The 17,029-nt window shown below is 36.2% G+C and carries 13 protein-coding genes and 1 pseudogene; 10 read left to right on the top strand and 4 right to left on the bottom strand.

The window, feature by feature from the left end:
- The first annotated feature begins 404 nt into the window (after positions 1-404).
- Positions 405-3,503 (top strand): purple acid phosphatase family protein, encoded by a 3,099-nt coding sequence (locus AC1TO4_RS10595; RefSeq protein WP_482105289.1) that lies wholly within the window; start codon positions 405-407, stop codon positions 3,501-3,503.
- 503 nt (positions 3,504-4,006) lie between these two features.
- Here AC1TO4_RS10595 and AC1TO4_RS10590 read toward each other — a convergent pair.
- Positions 4,007-4,387, bottom strand: coding sequence for an SET domain-containing protein (locus AC1TO4_RS10590; protein ID WP_482105288.1), 381 nt, complete (start codon positions 4,385-4,387; stop codon positions 4,007-4,009).
- Positions 4,388-4,458: 71 nt separating this feature from the next.
- Positions 4,459-5,544: a CotH kinase family protein gene (locus AC1TO4_RS10585; RefSeq protein WP_482105287.1), complete on the bottom strand. Its 1,086-nt coding sequence runs from the start codon at positions 5,542-5,544 to the stop codon at positions 4,459-4,461.
- Between the two features lie 742 nt (positions 5,545-6,286).
- Here AC1TO4_RS10585 and AC1TO4_RS10580 point away from each other — a divergent pair.
- The 5 genes from AC1TO4_RS10580 to AC1TO4_RS10560 all read left to right on the top strand — a co-directional run bounded on the left by AC1TO4_RS10580 (position 6,287) and on the right by AC1TO4_RS10560 (position 12,549).
- A complete protein-coding gene (locus AC1TO4_RS10580) occupies positions 6,287-6,778 on the top strand; it encodes a hypothetical protein (protein ID WP_482100783.1) in 492 nt (163 codons plus the stop codon).
- Positions 6,779-6,857: 79 nt separating this feature from the next.
- Positions 6,858-8,783 (top strand): DUF2642 domain-containing protein, encoded by a 1,926-nt coding sequence (locus AC1TO4_RS10575; RefSeq protein ID WP_482105286.1) that lies wholly within the window; start codon positions 6,858-6,860, stop codon positions 8,781-8,783.
- Between the two features lie 119 nt (positions 8,784-8,902).
- The gene (locus AC1TO4_RS10570; protein ID WP_482105285.1) at positions 8,903-9,580 is read left to right on the top strand and encodes an LSm family protein; all 678 of its coding nucleotides are present in this window, start codon (positions 8,903-8,905) and stop codon (positions 9,578-9,580) included.
- A gap of 378 nt (positions 9,581-9,958) precedes the next feature.
- A complete protein-coding gene (locus AC1TO4_RS10565) occupies positions 9,959-11,317 on the top strand; it encodes an arsenic transporter (protein ID WP_482105284.1) in 1,359 nt (452 codons plus the stop codon).
- 1,007 nt (positions 11,318-12,324) lie between these two features.
- Positions 12,325-12,549, top strand: a complete 225-nt coding sequence (locus AC1TO4_RS10560) for a hypothetical protein (RefSeq protein WP_482105283.1) — start codon at positions 12,325-12,327, stop codon at positions 12,547-12,549.
- An 84-nt stretch (positions 12,550-12,633) separates the two neighbouring features.
- Here the strand turns inward: AC1TO4_RS10560 and AC1TO4_RS10555 are convergent, their stop codons facing one another.
- On the bottom strand, positions 12,634-13,200 hold the full coding sequence (locus tag AC1TO4_RS10555; protein ID WP_482105282.1) for a recombinase family protein: 567 nt from the start codon (positions 13,198-13,200) through the stop codon (positions 12,634-12,636).
- 119 nt (positions 13,201-13,319) lie between these two features.
- Here AC1TO4_RS10555 and AC1TO4_RS10550 point away from each other — a divergent pair, with 119 nt between their 5' ends.
- The 4 genes and pseudogenes from AC1TO4_RS10550 to AC1TO4_RS10535 all read left to right on the top strand — a co-directional run bounded on the left by AC1TO4_RS10550 (position 13,320) and on the right by AC1TO4_RS10535 (position 15,856).
- A complete protein-coding gene (locus AC1TO4_RS10550) occupies positions 13,320-14,729 on the top strand; it encodes a SulP family inorganic anion transporter (protein WP_482105281.1) in 1,410 nt (469 codons plus the stop codon).
- 13 nt (positions 14,730-14,742) lie between these two features.
- A complete protein-coding gene (locus AC1TO4_RS10545) occupies positions 14,743-15,156 on the top strand; it encodes a universal stress protein (RefSeq protein ID WP_482105280.1) in 414 nt (137 codons plus the stop codon).
- A gap of 285 nt (positions 15,157-15,441) precedes the next feature.
- Positions 15,442-15,644 (top strand): annotated as a pseudogene (locus AC1TO4_RS10540) (recombinase family protein); the annotation flags it as partial.
- On the top strand, positions 15,644-15,856 hold the full coding sequence (locus AC1TO4_RS10535; protein WP_482105279.1) for a hypothetical protein: 213 nt from the start codon (positions 15,644-15,646) through the stop codon (positions 15,854-15,856). The pseudogene AC1TO4_RS10540 and the gene AC1TO4_RS10535, both read left to right, overlap by 1 nt.
- A 675-nt stretch (positions 15,857-16,531) precedes the next feature.
- Here the strand turns inward: AC1TO4_RS10535 and AC1TO4_RS10530 are convergent.
- A complete protein-coding gene (locus AC1TO4_RS10530; protein WP_482105278.1) occupies positions 16,532-16,984 on the bottom strand; it encodes a hypothetical protein in 453 nt (150 codons plus the stop codon).
- Positions 16,985-17,029: the final 45 nt, after the last annotated feature.

Genomic DNA, 17,029 nt, shown 5'->3' with positions numbered 1-17,029 from the left:
TCAAGGTCAACTGCCGAGATCAGATACTAAGGATAATGAAATTGTAGGATATTATATAGTGTGGAATCAGTAACAGATAGTGTAATGGAAAAACTAATCTTTATTCTGCGGAAAAAACTTATCAGAAAAGGTCTTTCATCAGTTTATTGAACTGATGAAAGACCTTTTCTGATAAATTGTTACTTGGGTTCACTAGTATTTGTTAGTAAATCTATTATTAAATAATCAATTCACCTTTTACTTTAGTACTAGATTCAGTACTAAGGAATAAATTCCTGATTATTAGACTTTTACGAAAACTTAACATTTAACGAACAAATTTTTAACAATACTCCATTAATGTTACAGGCGTACGTTCCGACTAATCTCGGACCGGAAAAATAATAGAATGGAGTGTTGGAAGCATGGTATCTGTAATGAAGGAAAACAAATCATTGCCTCGTTTTTTTTCAGTTGTCCTCGTATTATTAATGGTACTTTCAAACTTAAGTCCATTTGTAGGAACAGCCGCAGCAGAAGAAGCTGAAGCACAGTCAAACCAGCTTTTACTAGAAAGAGCAAGCGCCTGGAAATATCTTGATGATGGAACGGATCAAGGTACGGCATGGAAGGAAAAGGATTTAAATGATGGCGAATGGAAAAGCGGAGTTGCACCATTAGGCTATCCCGCAAGTGAGGATCACGGTACATTTGGTAATATTGCTACAATTATTGAATATGGTAGCGATTCAGGTAACAAGCATGCAACATCCTATTTCAGAACGACATTTGAAGTGGAAGATTTATCTGAAATCAGTACTTCAGGTTTAATCACAGCAGGTATAGATGATGGTGCTATTATTTATCTAAATGGAAATGAGATTGCCAGATTTAATCTTCCTGAAGATCAAGAGATTAAATTTGACGATTACGTTCAGGATTTTGGATTTAACGATGCAGATGAAAACAACGATAAAACATTTAATATAACTGCAGATCAAATGTCCTACATCGTAGAGGGTACGAATGTACTTGCTGTTGAAGTACATCAGGACAGACCATCTAGCTCGGATGTATTTTTCGACATGGAATTTAAATCAATCTATGTGGACCCAGCTGTCTATGATGCATCTTATATTTCTTTTGCTCCAGGGGCAGATGAAACAGCACGCAATTTCTCTTGGTATTCTCCAAAAACGGATGTACCGGGTGTGATTGAATATGCGAAGGTAGTAGATGGCAATCTCGAAAACACAAAATTAGTAGAAGCGACTCTAGCAGAAGCATCTTCAGGATACCAAGCGAATGAAGCAACGATTACAGATATTGAAGGTTCATCAGAATACGTCTATCGTTTAGGCGATGGCAATGGAAAATGGTCAGAAACGTATAGCTTTAATACGCAGGAAACAGATTCATATAATTTCCTATTCACTGGGGACCCACAAATAGGTTCATCAGGTAATATTCCTAGTGACACAGCTGGATGGGTAAACACGTTAAATAAAGCAATTGAAAAATTTCCGAATACGAGCTTTATACAATCAGCAGGGGATCAAGTAAATAAAGCAGACTCTGAAGAAGAGTACACAGGATATTTTGCACCAGAAAAACTGAAACAATATCCTACTGCAACAACAATTGGTAACCATGATACCTCTAAAACCTATGAATATCATTTTAATACGCCAAATCAAAATCCAGAACTAGGCAATTCAAATAGTGCTGGTGGAGATTATTATTTCACACATGGCGATACGCTTATCATGAACTTGAATTCAAATAACAAAAACGCAACTGAACATGCTCAATTTATGAAAGAAACAGTTGCGGCAAATCCAGATGTAAAATGGAAGATTGTTGTATTTCACCATTCCATGTATAGTGCAGCAAACCATTCTCTATCATCAAGCATTATTAAATTTAGAGAGGACCTTGTTCCAACGATTGATGAATTAGATATAGATGCCGTATTATCGGGACATGATCATTCTTACGTAAGAACCTATCAAATGAAGAATCTTCAACCACTTAAAAGTCAAATGATTGGCGAGGATGGAAGTGTCATTAATCCAGACGGTACTTTATTTTTAACTGCAAACTCTTCAAGTGGTAGTAAATATTATACTTTAAAAGAACCTGAATTTTATTCAGCTGAAAGAGCACAATTAAGAACGCCTACATTTACGAATATCGAAGTAACTCCAACTAGTTTAGAATTTATGACTTATCGCGTAGATACAATGGAAGTAACAGATGCGTATAAAATTGTAAAAGATCCTTCAATTGAAATTGTGCTTCCGTCGCTTGAGTCCGTTTCTCTCGAATCATCGGGTAATGTAGTTCTAACAGAACCATCCACATTCTATCCAGAAGTTACACTCAACGTAACAGGTGAAAATGTTAATGGTGGCGTGTACGATGTTACTTACGATGACATTACGTATAAAACAAATCCAGAAGGTCAACTTTCTATTTCTCAAGATGGAAAAGTAACCGTTGAAGCAGATGTTAAGCCTGGTGAAGTGCAGGTGTGGGCAGAAGTGGGAAGTAAAGGGAAGAAATTCACGACAGAGAAGCTAACTCTTGAAATCGTTGAGCATGCAGAACAAACTATTTTTGAAAAATGGAGTACCTGGAAATATCTTGAGGATGGATCGAATCAAGGCACAGCATGGAGAGCGCCAGATTTCGATGATAGTAACTGGAAGGGTGGATTAGCACCACTTGGATACTCAGCATCAGAAAATCGTCCAATGTTCGGTAGTGTGAATACAGTGATTGGCTATGGTCCAGACTCAAGTAATAAAATTCCAACTTACTATTTCAGAACAACATTTGAAGTAGAAGATTTATCTAAGATTGGTGACATGGCTAACATTAATTTCGGGATTGACGATAGTGTTATTCTTTACTTGAATGGTCAAGAAATTGGCAGACATAACTTACCTGAAGGCGAAATTGGTTATGACAAATATTTATCAGATTTAAGAGGATCAAATGTTGCGGATGAAAGTAGATATGAAACATTTACATTAGATGCAGAAGATTTAGCTCACCTAGTTGAGGGTACAAACGTTTTAGCTGCAGAAGTTCATCAAGACCGTCCGACAAGTTCTGATATTTACTGGGATATGGAATTCGTTACTACAGTAAATAACGAAACGGAAGAAGAAACAAATGAAGAAACAGATGAAGAAACGATTACTCCTGAAAAAGTATATGATTATCAGGATTACTATACTGGAAAACTAATGATTCATGATCCAAGTGTATCAGTTTCACTCGATGCAGCATCAAACATTAAAAATGGTGTTGTGTTCACAGGTGAATATGCAGAATTCCATGGGGAAGGGTTTGAAAATACAACAGTAGAAATTAAGCCGAAAAAAGACGCTGCTACAATCATCGACTTTAAAGGTACGAAAGTTAAAGAAGTGATTATTGAAGGAAGCAATGTTGAAATTCGGGGCGACGAGAATGTACAAGTAACTACTTATGGTAAAAAAAACAAGAATAAATAATCATGAAAAATGCAGTTCCAATACCAGGAACTGCATTTTTTTCGAGGTAAATTATACCTTTACAATCTAGATATACCTGTATGCTTGCCTCAAAATAAATATTTAACCTTTTTTTTAGTTCTCACTATTCTCTGTAAAGTGTTATCGATTTAAAATCATGCCTCCGTAGGATTAATCTCCCATGAATGCTTCCTGTAAGGGAGCGACGCACCGTGGTCGCTGGAGTCAGACTAACGGGTGTGTTTCTAAAAGAAGGAATAGAAATATTAGAAACGAAAATTAGATGGGAAATACAATCAGGATCTCGATTCTTCTCTCCTCGTTGTTGAACTTGGAGGAATCGGGAATTTTGAGGATGAACTAAACAGGACAATTGCGGTAATAAGGAAGGCTGCAGCAACAGTCAGTGCAAATTCAAAGCATGTCGAATATTGAAGTATGCACTGTTCATTTTGAAAAGAAAAGAGTTACACAAGTTGTTATCATGTGTAACCCTAAAATTATTAATCTATAACATCGAACCATAATGGTGATTTATCTTCAGAATCTTCATTGTAATTGACAGTGATTTCCTGGCCACCATCAATATCAGAAATTGCATAGAAGTCGATTGACAGATTGTCTATATTATTAGTAAACATTGCGTTTGGAGTATAAGAGTGGTTATAAAGCGATCCATATCCAAGAGCAATTGCTGTATGTTCGTCATTGTCACCCCAAGAGAAGCAGTAATCATCCAGTACTGTCTTCTTTAGATACTTCCAGTCATCTTTACTTGATGTTAAAACAGGTGATACCTCAATGAGTTCACCAGTTTTAATATCGCGTGTAGCAAATACCCCTCTACCGTACTTTTCAGTATCTTTTATACATATTGGTAACACCAAACTATCTCCTTTCTGCGGTTTTCGATCAATATATTTATCGAATAAAGGACGATAAATATATTGATCGTTTATTTGAAATTCACTAATTGTTTTTTCAAAAAGCTGTTGCGATCACGAATGAATTGATAGATGAAATCGGGTTCGCTGTTGAATATATCTATAGCCTTCTTTTTGTAAGGGTCAAGAAGGATGTGTGGTCGTAAGGCCTCATGTAGTGCAACTGTTTTACTTTCCATATAGTCAACTGTAAATTTAGTATCCAAAACTTCTTCCAAGATATTTCTATAAAGTTTACGAAATGCTGGGACGCGCATAAGAAGGTAGAGGAGATGATTGTTCTTCTTACCTTCAATTGGAACGTAATTGGCCGACATGATTCCTCCGTTGATTCTTCTACCCCAAGTTGCATCATAGTCCCAAGGAATGATTTCAAACAAACCTGTCTCACTATTATGGTATAACGCAAAGTTGTGGGTGAATCCATCATTATTCATTGTGCATACAGCTCCTACGAGCCAGCGTGAAAAAGTATCAATATTAATATACTGGGAAATTTCATTAGAGAAATCAGAAAGTGGTATGGTGTTTATTTTAACAATAAGTTCTTGGAGGATGTCATTGTCCGATTGTTTTCCAAACGCTTGTTGATAACCTGAAAGAAGCGACGCTTTCATCTTTTCATCTCTCATCAAGGAAAAGTTGGCATTATTGTTCACTGCATAAAAAATAGGACCCATTGGAAGACCTCTCTTTTTCAAGAAAAATTCATCAACGGATTCCAATTGTAGATAGACACCTTTATGAGAGCCGTTGCGGGATAAATTAATATGTTGACTTTGTGGTGCTAAAACACCGAGGTCATGGAAGAAGTCGAAAGAAAGCTTATTTCGGATGAAAGAGGGATCTTTGTACTCAGCGTTTAGATGAATTTCACGGGCCCCGGAAAATGTTTTTGGATCTATGAACTCAATCCGATAAGATCTTTTACGAAATTTTCGTGTATAAGAGCCCCGATAGGCAATGTCGATATCATAGGTGACACCCTCCACTATCAAATCGGCAGGAACAGGTTCATTGTTCCATAAATCTCCCCGTAATTCTTCTAAATTTTCTTCATCGATTTTTAAAGAATAAGATGGAATTAGATAGGGCATAAACCTCTTTCCTTTCTATTATTCAATCCGCTTATCAAGTGATATGCCAACTATTGTTTGATGATGATAACAACTTCCGCTTGATCAATGAGTGAATGATCAAGCGAAAGTAGTTAGTTTATTTATTTTGGATAGTTAACGACGACTTTTACGACGTGATGACGACGAGCCTGACGATGAAGAACGTGACGACGACGATCTTGACGATGAAGAACGTGGTGACGACGATCTTGACGATGAAGAACGTGATGACGACGATCTTGACGATGAAGAATGTGATGACGACGAGCCTGACGATGAAGAACGACTAGCTCTACCTTTCTTTTTCTTTGCCATTTATATCCCACCTTTTTTTTAGTCTAGTATCAGTGTATTCAATAATACTTTTACTGTGTCGGCAATCTACCTAATACAAAATAGAGTCTACTATGTTGCCTATCCACCACCTAATTATGATTAGCCCAATATAAAAGAAACTAAGCGAACCCACTTGATAACCAAGAGTGTTCGCTTAGTTTGAATCTATCACCTCAATTTTCGAGAGCTAAGTATGATTTACCGAATGATTCTGCGGCAACTTAGGGGTCCTTTTGTGCTTTCTTCTATATAATGGCTTACCCAAATTTGAAATTAAAGACTTTTGTACTTGACCCATTATTCTAAACTGGGCTTTTGACCATCACTAGACTAACCCACGATACATATAGATAGCAGGAGACTATAAAAGGGGGGTTGGAGATTTATGAATACGGAAATGATACACTCGCTAGTTGATAGAGTGATTAAAGTCGATAGAGGAGGACCTGAATCACGTGTCGGTAAGTTGCTGGCAGTTGAAGAGGATTACATTACTTTGCTAAACGCCGACGAAGGAATTATTTATTACAATACACAGCACATCAAAAGCCTAACTTATAATGCAAAAGATCAAGTGCAACTCGACGTTGAAATTCCAGAAAACTTTACGTACATTCAAGCTAAAGACTTTAAGGGTGTATTGGGGAAATTAACACTTCGATGGGTAAAAATTAACCGCGGGGGACCAGAAACACTAGAGGGAATAATGGACATTGTTGCTGATGATTTTATAACAATTGTCGCTAATGAAGAAATAATTCGTGTTTCCCTGTTTCACATCCGTAACATAAGCTACGGAGTCAAGCTTGAAAAAGCGAAAGCAGAAGAGGGTAGTAATCAAGGAAAAGATAATAATAAATCAAAAGACTCGAAGTAAAAGAATAAATTAATTTTTACTACATTCGTCGCTTCTGTAAGTTAGAAGCGGCGCTATTCTATAAAGGAGGGCCATGAAATTGAATGAGCAAAAGTTTCAAAAAGCATTAGGCGGCCTTATCAATAAGGAAATTAGTATTTTACAAATTGACAATCAGTTTATAAAAGGGATTTTGCTAGATGTTAAACAAGACCACATTGTTGTTGAGGTGAACCAAAACGTTTTTTATTTCGCACTCCAACACATTCAGGCTCTTTCAAAAAATGCTAAGGATTTATATATTTCTTCTAAAATTATTCATTATGTCGACAAAAATTATTTAGCAGATGTATTGAAGGCATTAAGATATAACTGGGTATCCATTAATAATTTGAGCGACCGGGCACTTTTCGGGGTGTTAAGCAGAATATCCGATGATTATGTTACTTTAATAAATAACTCGGAAATCCTAAATATCCCTAAATCCTATATATCCAATATATCCGAAGAACAGATTTTCTTAATTAAAAAACAGGAAGAATTGGAAATGAAAGATTGTCAAATTGAAGAACAGATTACCAGTGATCATACACAAAAAACAAAAGAAATTGAGCGCATAATAGCTGTAGAAGTTCCTATTTTGAAGATGTCTACTGAAGAGGTAACGGAAGAAAAAAATGTTATTAGTGAACAGCCAGAAGTTGATCCTAAAAATAGAGTGGAAATCTACGCTTCATTATTAAAAATGCTTAAACAAAAATTATTGAATAGGGAAACAGAAATTGAGCGACGTGAAGGCATCATTCAAGAAACAGCTATTCAGGGCTTCACTGTTCATATAGATGATGAATCATTGGAACAGAGTGACTCCTCAGTTGTAGAAATACAAGTATGTCAGGTTGAGGAGCAAGTGGTCATCGAACAAACTCAAACAATAAACGAAACTAAACCAACAAAAGGTCTGGATGACCCTCTTATTGAAGAACAGATTACCAGTGATCATACACAAAAAACAAAAGAAATTGAGCGCATAATAGCTGTAGAAGCTCCTATTTTGAAGATGTCTACTGAAGGGGTAACGGAAGAAAAAAATGTTATTAGTGAACAGCCAGAAGTTGATCCGAAAACTAGAGTGGAAATCTACGCTTTATTATTAAAAACGCTTAAACAAAAAATATTGAATAGTGATTCAGAAATTGAGCGACGTGAAGGCATCACTCAAGAAACAGCTATTCAGGGCTTCATTGTTCATACAGATGATGAACCAATGGAACAGAGTGACTCCTCAGTTGTAGAAATGCAAGTATGTCAGGTTGAGGAGCAAGTGGTCATCGAACAAACTCAAACAATAAACGAAACTAAACCAACAAAAGGTCTGGATGACCCTCTTATAGAAGATTCAGCTGATAAGGGAACTGAATTTGAAAATGTTACTAAAGAAAATCCCAAAGCTTCATCGCGGTTGGTTAAACATGATCTATTGAAAAAAAATAATGAATTTTTGCCTGAAGAGGATCATACAGGTGTATTGGAATCAAGTAATCAAGTTAGTTGGGAAAAGCAATTAGTTTCCACACAATCAAGGGTAAAATGTATTAAAAAAAGATTACTGCTATCCGCATGGAGTATCGTAAGTAATGATCAACATACAATTGCAAATCATAAAACTTTCGATAAGGAATATGAATTACCAGTTTGTGGGGAAGTCACCGTAGAGAGGGAACATCTTTCTGAGCCTATTAATTCATCAATCCAACCGTTAAATGATCAGTATCCAAACTGGGATTGCGTGAATTTAGAAGAAGAGCCTGTCTCCGCTGGAACATCTGCCCACCGACTACCCACAACTCATATTAACCCCAAAAAAGAAAAAGAAATGTTAGAAAAACAATATTTTGCCCTAATGAAGCATGCTGAAACAAATTGCTTTCATATAGCTGAGAAACAAATAAATCTACCAGACGAAGAGCAGTACCTTGCTTTAATGAAGTACGCAGGAAAGATGTATCATGAATTTAAAGACTGACGGCTCTATAAGTGAATTGGATGCCTTTTGAAAATAATTGCTAGGCATAAAAATCACCATAGTTTGTTCAGTCTATTTTTAATGGGATTTCAATAGTAATTTAAGAAGGAGGAATGGACTTGAATAAGATTATTCAAAGCCTTATCAAGCAAGTTTTGCAAATCGAAGTTTCTGGGAAAAAAATAATTCATGGTACTGTTATTGATTTAGGAAGCGATACGATTGTGCTTTTTAACGGGACAGATTTTGTCTACATTCCATTAAATCATATCCAAAACTTCAAGGTTGATCATGATAATGAAAATGAAATAGAGGAACCTATAGGGTTTCCTAGTATCACTACCGGAGAAAATAAAGAAAATTTATCTTTCGGAGAGGTTCTTACACAAGCGAAAGGTAAGTATATTGAAATCTATGTCACGGGAGGTCAGCCCCTGCATGGTTATATTTCGGGTATCATGAATAATTATTTCGTATTCCAATCTCCCGTATATAAAACGATGTATATTTCATTAAATCATCTGAAGTGGCTAATTCCTTATGCTCAAAATGAAAGACCTTACGAAGTGGATAACCAAACCATTAACTTACAATCGAATAATGATCCTTTAGCAAGCAATTTTGAAGCTCAAGTTGAAAAGTTCAAAAATAAAATTGTTGTAATTAATACTGATGGGAATAAAAGTTTCATAGGGAAAGTAAATAATGTCGAAGATCAAATTGTTGAGATTCAAACAGCTAGAGAGAATGTTGTTTTTCTAAACATTGACCATGTTAAGACAATACGTGGGGTGTAAATCCGTGGTACATTCTGTTAATACCAACGGCGGTTAATCTGAGTTTCGCTTTTATGATGAAATAGGAAGAAGAGTAACCCTTTTCAGGCTGACGAGAAACTATCGACAGTCTATTTTATTTGGGACAAGATCTCTAAGTAGTTATTCTTCATCTACATATATGTTTTGAAAGCATGAAATCGACGCTCCGAACAGTTGTCCATTTTAATGGGGAAATTCTGCAGATTAAAAAATATATATTTCAATGGGTTTGGACATACATCCCGATTCTAATAAATTGAAGTGAATATACATACAAGGAAACGGACAAACAAAAAAAGAAAGGATAGCTATATCAAGGAAACGGACAAACAAAAAAAAGAAAGGAAATGTATATGTATGAGTTTTCAAATTGGTATCACCAGTTTGGTTTTCTTAACGACTATGCTAGTCATATTTTGGAGGCCTAGAGGAATGAATGAGGCATGGCCGGCATCGATTGGTGCAGCCATAATTCTACTAACAGGAATAGTATCGCAAGCAGACGTTGTGGATATCATCGATAAAATTGGTGGGGCATCCATAACCATCATGGCTACGATTGTCATGGCTGTCATACTAGAGAGTTTCGGTTTTTTCCACTGGGCAGCTGCAAGACTTGCTAATTTATCGAAGGGTTCAGGTCACCGTCTATATTGGTATATCCAGTTGTTATGTTTTTTGATGACACTCTTGTTTAATAATGATGGGAGTATCTTAATTACAACGCCTATCTTAATTCTATTACTCAAAAATCTTCAACTTAAACCCCATCAACAAATACCCTATCTGTTAAGTGGAGCCCTCATTGCAACTGCGTCCAGTGCGCCAATCGGCGTAAGTAATATCGTCAACTTGATCGCTTTGGAAATTGTTCAAATGTCACTATGGATGCATACGGCTATGATGTTTGTCCCAGCAACAATAGGATTGTTGTTTATGTCGGGTTTGATGTATATGGTAGTAAGGAGTAAACTACCGAAAAAACTGCCTAATTCTGCCGTGGAAATAGAAGAAGCCTTTTTCACTAAAAATTTCCACCCTTTGAAAACAAAAATTTCTGTTGAAACAAAACAAAAACGTACAAAATTTATGATGAAGATATTGATGTTTGTCTTTGTAATGCGTTGCCTTCTTTTTGTCGCCTCTTTTGTCAATATACCCATTGAAATTGTCGCGGTGCTTGGATCGGCCAGCCTGCTTTTGTGGAGATGGTATCATTTACGGACTAACCCAGTGGATATCTTGAAAAAAACGCCTTGGCACATTTTAATTTTTGCTTTCTCAATGTATGTGATTATTTATGGTCTGCATAATGTGGGACTTACAGCATTGTTAGTGCAATGGTGTGAACCAATTGTAAATCAAGGATTACTTCAAGCGAGTTTTATCATGGGAGGTCTAGTTTCAATCCTTTCGAATATCTTTAATAATCACCCGGCATTAATGATTGGAACAATCACCTTAACTGAAATGGGGCTGGATCCAATCACATTAAAGACTATCTATCTTGCAAATATTATAGGTAGCGATATGGGATCATTACTGTTACCTATTGGTACACTTGCTTCCCTAATCTGGATGAGTATCTTAAGAAGAAATAAGATTAAAGTTACTTGGAAAGATTATTTAAGCGTATCGCTGATTGTCATACCCATAACAACAATCGTAACGTTGACATTGTTATACTTTTGGGTACAATTGGTTTTTGCAAATTAAGATTACTATATAAAAGTCTATATGAAGTGGGGCAGGGAATATTCAGATGAAAATATTTCCTGCTACTATAGATTAAAGGAGTTAAATGTCAACAAAAACCAATTAGATACAAGTAAGAAGCCCCAATTGAAATCTAGGAAAAACTCCAAAAATGAATAAAGAACCCATCGTTAATAACGTCTTATTCCCTACCATACAGAATAGAAAAGTAGCTAGGGGGTTTCAGATGTGATTAATAAGGATCCTTTTGTTAGAATTTATTGCTGTGGGGTGGGTTGTTAAAAGTTTCAGAACTTCTGCATCTAGTAGAGTATCAGCAATAATCGAGGATCTATTGGAACGTCAACTGATTATTTTACCGACGCGGCTCACAGAATAAGAATGTACAGGTTCAGATTTGAACTAACTATACTTTCTTATGTGTAGTCGTTCTTTGTATGTATATGTAGTTATCGGAAGAAAAGGAACTAATAATCCACTGTAAATAAAATTTAACGATTATTGACGATAATTCTTGGTCAGCTCTAGAATACAATAATTCCATTTAACTTTGAATAAAGAGATTTAATGATGCAATGATGTCTTGAGTTATATAAAGCCATATAAAACAGTACAGAACTAATCAAGTCGAGTCATTCTTAAGCCTGTTCCATAGGGGTTTTAACACAAATATAAATAAAGGTGAACGGATATCTGCTACAATTCATATAGTAGTGAAATTGAAATTGAAGCCTTATGGTATCAATGGTTTTGAGGGATTTTTTTTATTCTGATGCCGTGACATAATTTGGGTGTGAATACAAGCATATGTAACCAATCAGTTATATATATCCTGATTGGTTTTTTGCGTCCTCATAAGAGAACCGAATTTCGGGGATGCTTCACGTCTTCGTTCTTTAGTAACGTGCAAATATATATCTGTCGTTGTCCTATCGCTCTTGTGAACGAGTCTAGCCATGAAACCCACACCGGTCCGCAAGTACGGAAGTATGCGTGTGTCGTAGACTGTGACTATCTATTTCATCGGCAATCGAATTCAACAGTGGGAAAATAAGAGACTGGCTAGGTTAATGTGGTTCACAATGCCCCTATTCGCAGACCTGTTACTATCAAGCATGGAATATGGAAAAGTTCCTTTCTCGGTTAACGATGATGAAGATGACTTTGGTGTTGCTCGTGATAGTGGCTATTTATTTGAACGTTGTCATCGTCTGAGCAGAAATATCCTATAAGAAAAAGCGTGGCAACCAACGAATCGAGAACACTTACGCAAAAATTAAGTTCCTTATGAGGGTACAAGAGATTTTGCTTTGATTCTAATACTCTTTCTCATCGGGTAAAAATGTAGAGCGATCATCCAAATAACGATATAAAGTAGACTTACTAATTCCAGTCGCTTCTTTTATGTCATATAGCGTATAAGTCTTACTATCATACATTGCAAAAGCCAGCTGTAAATTGTCATCTGATTTTCGGGGACGACCAACCGATTTTCCCTGATGTTTAGCAGCTTGTAGCGTAAATGTAGAAGAATGGCTTAGAAATTTAGATTGTAAATTCGAAAAAAAAGTAGCACTTTGAAGTAGTGAAGCTTTTTGTATCGTTTGATTGGTTAATTGTTCATCGACGAAGTGAATGGTGATTTGATCTCGTTCTGCTAATCGTAATATATCTAATAACTGCTGAAGGGAATCAGCTAATACTACAATATTTTGGATGAACAGTTCGTCATGTTTTTGGACAGTCATTAATAAGTGTTCAAGTTCTGCTCTTTTCCTTGCAAGTCCATGTGTCTCTTTAAATAATGTATCGATGAAAAGGTCATTTAATTGATGGGTGCAATGTTGATCCAAGACAATTGGTCGGATATATCCGTATTTCATTTCTCCGCTCCTAACTTCCCAAAACTATTCACTTATGGGACTAAAAATGATAAGATATTAATATTCTAACATTGGTATAAGCTTTTTTGTAATTTTAGACATCATGAGAGGGGAACAGTATGAATACTTTAAAACAACAGTGGTTTGGGAATGTGCGTGCCGATATTTTAGCAGGCATTGTTGTAGGGCTGGCACTCATTCCTGAAGCCTTGGCTTTTGCGTTCATCGTGGGTGTAGATCCACGAGTCGCGTTATATGCTTCGTTTACAATTGCGGTCATTATTTCGTTTGTAGGTGGCAGACCTGGTTTAATTTCAGCTGCGACAGGTGCGATGGCTTTAGTGCTTGTCAGCTTAATGGCGGATCATGGTCTACAATATGTCCTTGCAGCTACAATTTTAACAGGTATTATCCAATTAATACTCGGAGGATTCGGTGTTGCGAATTTAATGCGCTTCATCCCAAACTCCGTAATGCTTGGATTTGTGAATGCACTAGGGATTATGATTTTTATTACGCAAATGCCATATTTACTTGGGGCAAACAGTCTGACCTATATATTTGCGGTTGTTACATTAATTTTAGTGTACGCGATTCCACGATTTTTCACGGCTATTCCTGCACCTCTTATTGCGATTGTCGTTATGACTTGTATTGCGCTTATCAGTGGTGTGAAGTTACAGACAATAGGTGATCTGGGGACAATGCCAAATTCATTACCGGTTTTTTTCTTTCCAGATATTCCTCTTAACTTTGAAACGTTAAAAATTATTTTACCTTACTCTTTGGCTTTATCGATAGTCGGTTTATTGGAATCCTTACTGACATCCCAAGTATTAGATGATATGACTGATACGTCGAGTAATAAAAATAAAGAAGCACGTGGACAAGGGATTGCCAACTTTATCACTGGTTTTTTTGGTGGGATGGCAGGTTGTGCTTTGATTGGTCAATCAATCATAAATATTAAATCAGGTGGACGAGGCCGCTTATCGACATTTACAGCGGGTGTATTTCTAATGTTTTTAATTATCGTTTTAGGAGATGTAGTTATCAAAATTCCGATGCCCGTTCTTGTCGGGGTGATGATTATGATTAGTATTACAACATTTAATTGGGGTTCGTTTAAGTTTTTGAAACAAGCGCCTAAATCGGAATCACTTGTAATGCTCATTACAGTTGCGATTATTTTATATACACATAATTTAGCGATTGGTGTTGTTATTGGTGTTATATTAAGTGCGCTATTCTTTGTCGCAAAGGTTTCTCGTGTAACAGTAACGCATGATTTTGATGAATATAAGGTGAAAGGTCCTTTATTTTTTGCGTCAACTACAAAATTTATTCAGTCATTCGACAACGTTTCAGAAAATGAAATCGTCATTAATTTTGAAAATAGTCAGCTGTGGGATGAATCGGCAGTAGGTGCAATATATAAAGTGAAACAAAAGCTTGAGCAAAAAGGTGTGAAGGTACAGATTGAAGGATTAAATTCTTCAAGTGAACAATTGTATAAACGGCTAACATAGGGGAGGAAACTACATGAAGATTGCTGTAGCAATTGATGGGTCTGAAAATGCTTTACGTGCAGTAAAACATGCCATTACGCTCGTCCAATACTTACCTGACGCGCATTTAGAAGTTATTTATGTAGCGGATTTTAATAAGGCGAGAGATGAGAGGCTATTATCCCAAAGTCCAGAGAGCTTAACATTAAAACGCGAGCAAAAAGTGCTTCCTATTATAGAATTAGCAAAAGACGTCGGAGTAAGGACGAAGATTACCATGTTAAAAGGGAATCCAAGTCAAGAAATAATAAAGTATGTGAATTCAAAAGAAATTGACCAACTTGTCATCGGGAGTCGTGGCTTAAATACTATTCAAGAAATGGTACTCGGTAGCGTTAGTCACAAAGTAATGAAGCATGTGAATTGCCCGATTACAATTGTTAAATAAAGAGCTTTCATTCCCAATGCTATACGAAGTGATGACTGGTGGGAAAGTGAGTAAAGAGTGTCTGTGCAGATTTAACTGTAGTGCAGCCCAAAAGATATTATTAGACCGTTTTTAGCAATCAAAATAAGGGAATTCAATTGGGGAGCTCAGTAATTAGTTACGGAACAGCAGTGATATAATAAATATAGAAATGAATCTTAAAAAAACAGAAGGAGGGGCTTAAATTGGTACACGAAAAAAAGACCTTATATTATCCTATTAAGAGAAATTCACTAGAACTATAGCGAATCGTCCGCAGAGGGTAAAACCATTGCGAAGCAAAATCCTGATTTCCGTGAAGGTAGACCGAAGAAAATCACTAAAAAGCAAGTAGCACACGTTTACAGCTATTGAAAGTGAATTCCTATACGCAAGTAGGAGAAATTACAGGGATTTCTAGAAGCACACTAATTCGTGCCAAAAGAGAAGTAGCTAAAGGGGACAGATAATGATGGCCAAGAAATCACTTTTAGATTATCAAAGGGAGTATGATAGAATCATCCATGCAGATCAACCAAGAAAAGATATTCTACTGGCCGGTTTAATGACTGAAATGGAGAAACAATTCAAAATCCCAGTGTTGAGGAATGAGATGCGGAAACGAGAGAATATAAAGGTAATAGCGATGTATCGCAAGTTAAGTATTACAAGAACATTGTGAAGGTCGGCGAAATCTGATCTTCTTTTTTTTGCAGATTGTGAATTTAGGGGTTCCGTACTTCTAATAGTATGGTTGGTCTTTAATTTGAAGAAAAATACTTCTCAAAATCGGTGTTATGTTAACCTACCGTGCATGCAGCCTACAAGACTTTTTAAATCCATCCGTGAAGATAGAATAAGTTAACATAGCCATATTGAACTAACGTGTGCTGTTTAGTTATAAAAAAAGCTGCCTTTATATTAAAAGAACTGAACCCCAAATGGTAGACACTTTTATAAAAGTGTCTATCATTTGGGGTTTTTTCTGTCTAAAAGCTTAGGTATACTGAAGTTAAATATCCTGACAGGAGTGTATTCAATAAGTAAAATTCTTTTCAATGAACACCAAAGTAGATTATTAGAAACGAATCCTAATGTAAACTCAGTTTCAGATTGCGCTGTCCAATATAAACCTGAATTTAAAGTATCAGCTGTCTAAGAAAATCAGAGCGGTAAAGGTCCTTCTCAAGTATTTATTAAAAATGGATTTGACTTAGAAATGATTGGTACGAAGAAAGCTAAAGAATCACTCAGTTGTTGGAGAAAACCATGGATATGCCGGATGGCAGAAAAAATAAATAGCGTGAGAGCTTTTTGTGAAAAAGAACAGACGAACTTCTGAATATACGGGTCTCTGTTATTCTTTTTCTTGATCGGCTACCTTTTCATGAATATCTACCTCGATTGCTTGGACGTGTTCATTTTTAAGCTCTTGTTGAGGATGAGGATGGAACCACTGTATTTCCCCTTCATGGACAAAGCCTTTATATTCTTCCCCTTGAATTTGGATTGTAAATTGTAGACGTTCGTGCAATTTTCCCTCAAATGCTAGGGTAAGTTCGACGTCTTTTCCTTCGCTAGCCGTACGATGTTCGTTCATCAGCTTATAGATGCTTTTTTCTAAAGTATCGGTTTTATCGTCACCTAGCATTTGTCTCGGGTGTGGTTGAAGCCATTGAATTTCCTCATTGTGAAAATGCCCCTTAAATTCATCACCTCGAACTGTGACCGTAAATTCGTATCGTTCATAAAGCCGTTCCTCAAATACAGGTTCTAATTCGATTTTTTCTAGTTCGTTTTCGAAAGACATTATATTCCTCCTTTTAGAAATATTCCTCTTGAGTAATTCCCTGGA

The organism is Sporosarcina sp. Y838 (assembly GCF_056786515.1).
This window is presented reverse-complemented; position numbering and strand designations above follow the sequence as displayed.

Excerpts from the sequence above, each read along its gene's own strand:
- AC1TO4_RS10595 (WP_482105289.1), top strand. The coding sequence starts at position 405 with ATGGTATCTGTAATGAAGGAAAACAAATCATTGCCTCGTTTTTTTTCA.
- AC1TO4_RS10585 (WP_482105287.1), bottom strand. The coding sequence starts at position 5,544 with ATGCCCTATCTAATTCCATCTTATTCTTTAAAAATCGATGAAGAAAAT.
- AC1TO4_RS10580 (WP_482100783.1), top strand. The coding sequence starts at position 6,287 with ATGAATACGGAAATGATACACTCGCTAGTTGATAGAGTGATTAAAGTC.
- AC1TO4_RS10565 (WP_482105284.1), top strand. The coding sequence starts at position 9,959 with ATGAGTTTTCAAATTGGTATCACCAGTTTGGTTTTCTTAACGACTATG.
- AC1TO4_RS10555 (WP_482105282.1), bottom strand. The coding sequence starts at position 13,200 with ATGAAATACGGATATATCCGACCAATTGTCTTGGATCAACATTGCACC.
- AC1TO4_RS10550 (WP_482105281.1), top strand. The coding sequence starts at position 13,320 with ATGAATACTTTAAAACAACAGTGGTTTGGGAATGTGCGTGCCGATATT.
- AC1TO4_RS10545 (WP_482105280.1), top strand. The coding sequence starts at position 14,743 with ATGAAGATTGCTGTAGCAATTGATGGGTCTGAAAATGCTTTACGTGCA.
- AC1TO4_RS10535 (WP_482105279.1), top strand. The coding sequence starts at position 15,644 with ATGATGGCCAAGAAATCACTTTTAGATTATCAAAGGGAGTATGATAGA.
- AC1TO4_RS10530 (WP_482105278.1), bottom strand. The coding sequence starts at position 16,984 with ATGTCTTTCGAAAACGAACTAGAAAAAATCGAATTAGAACCTGTATTT.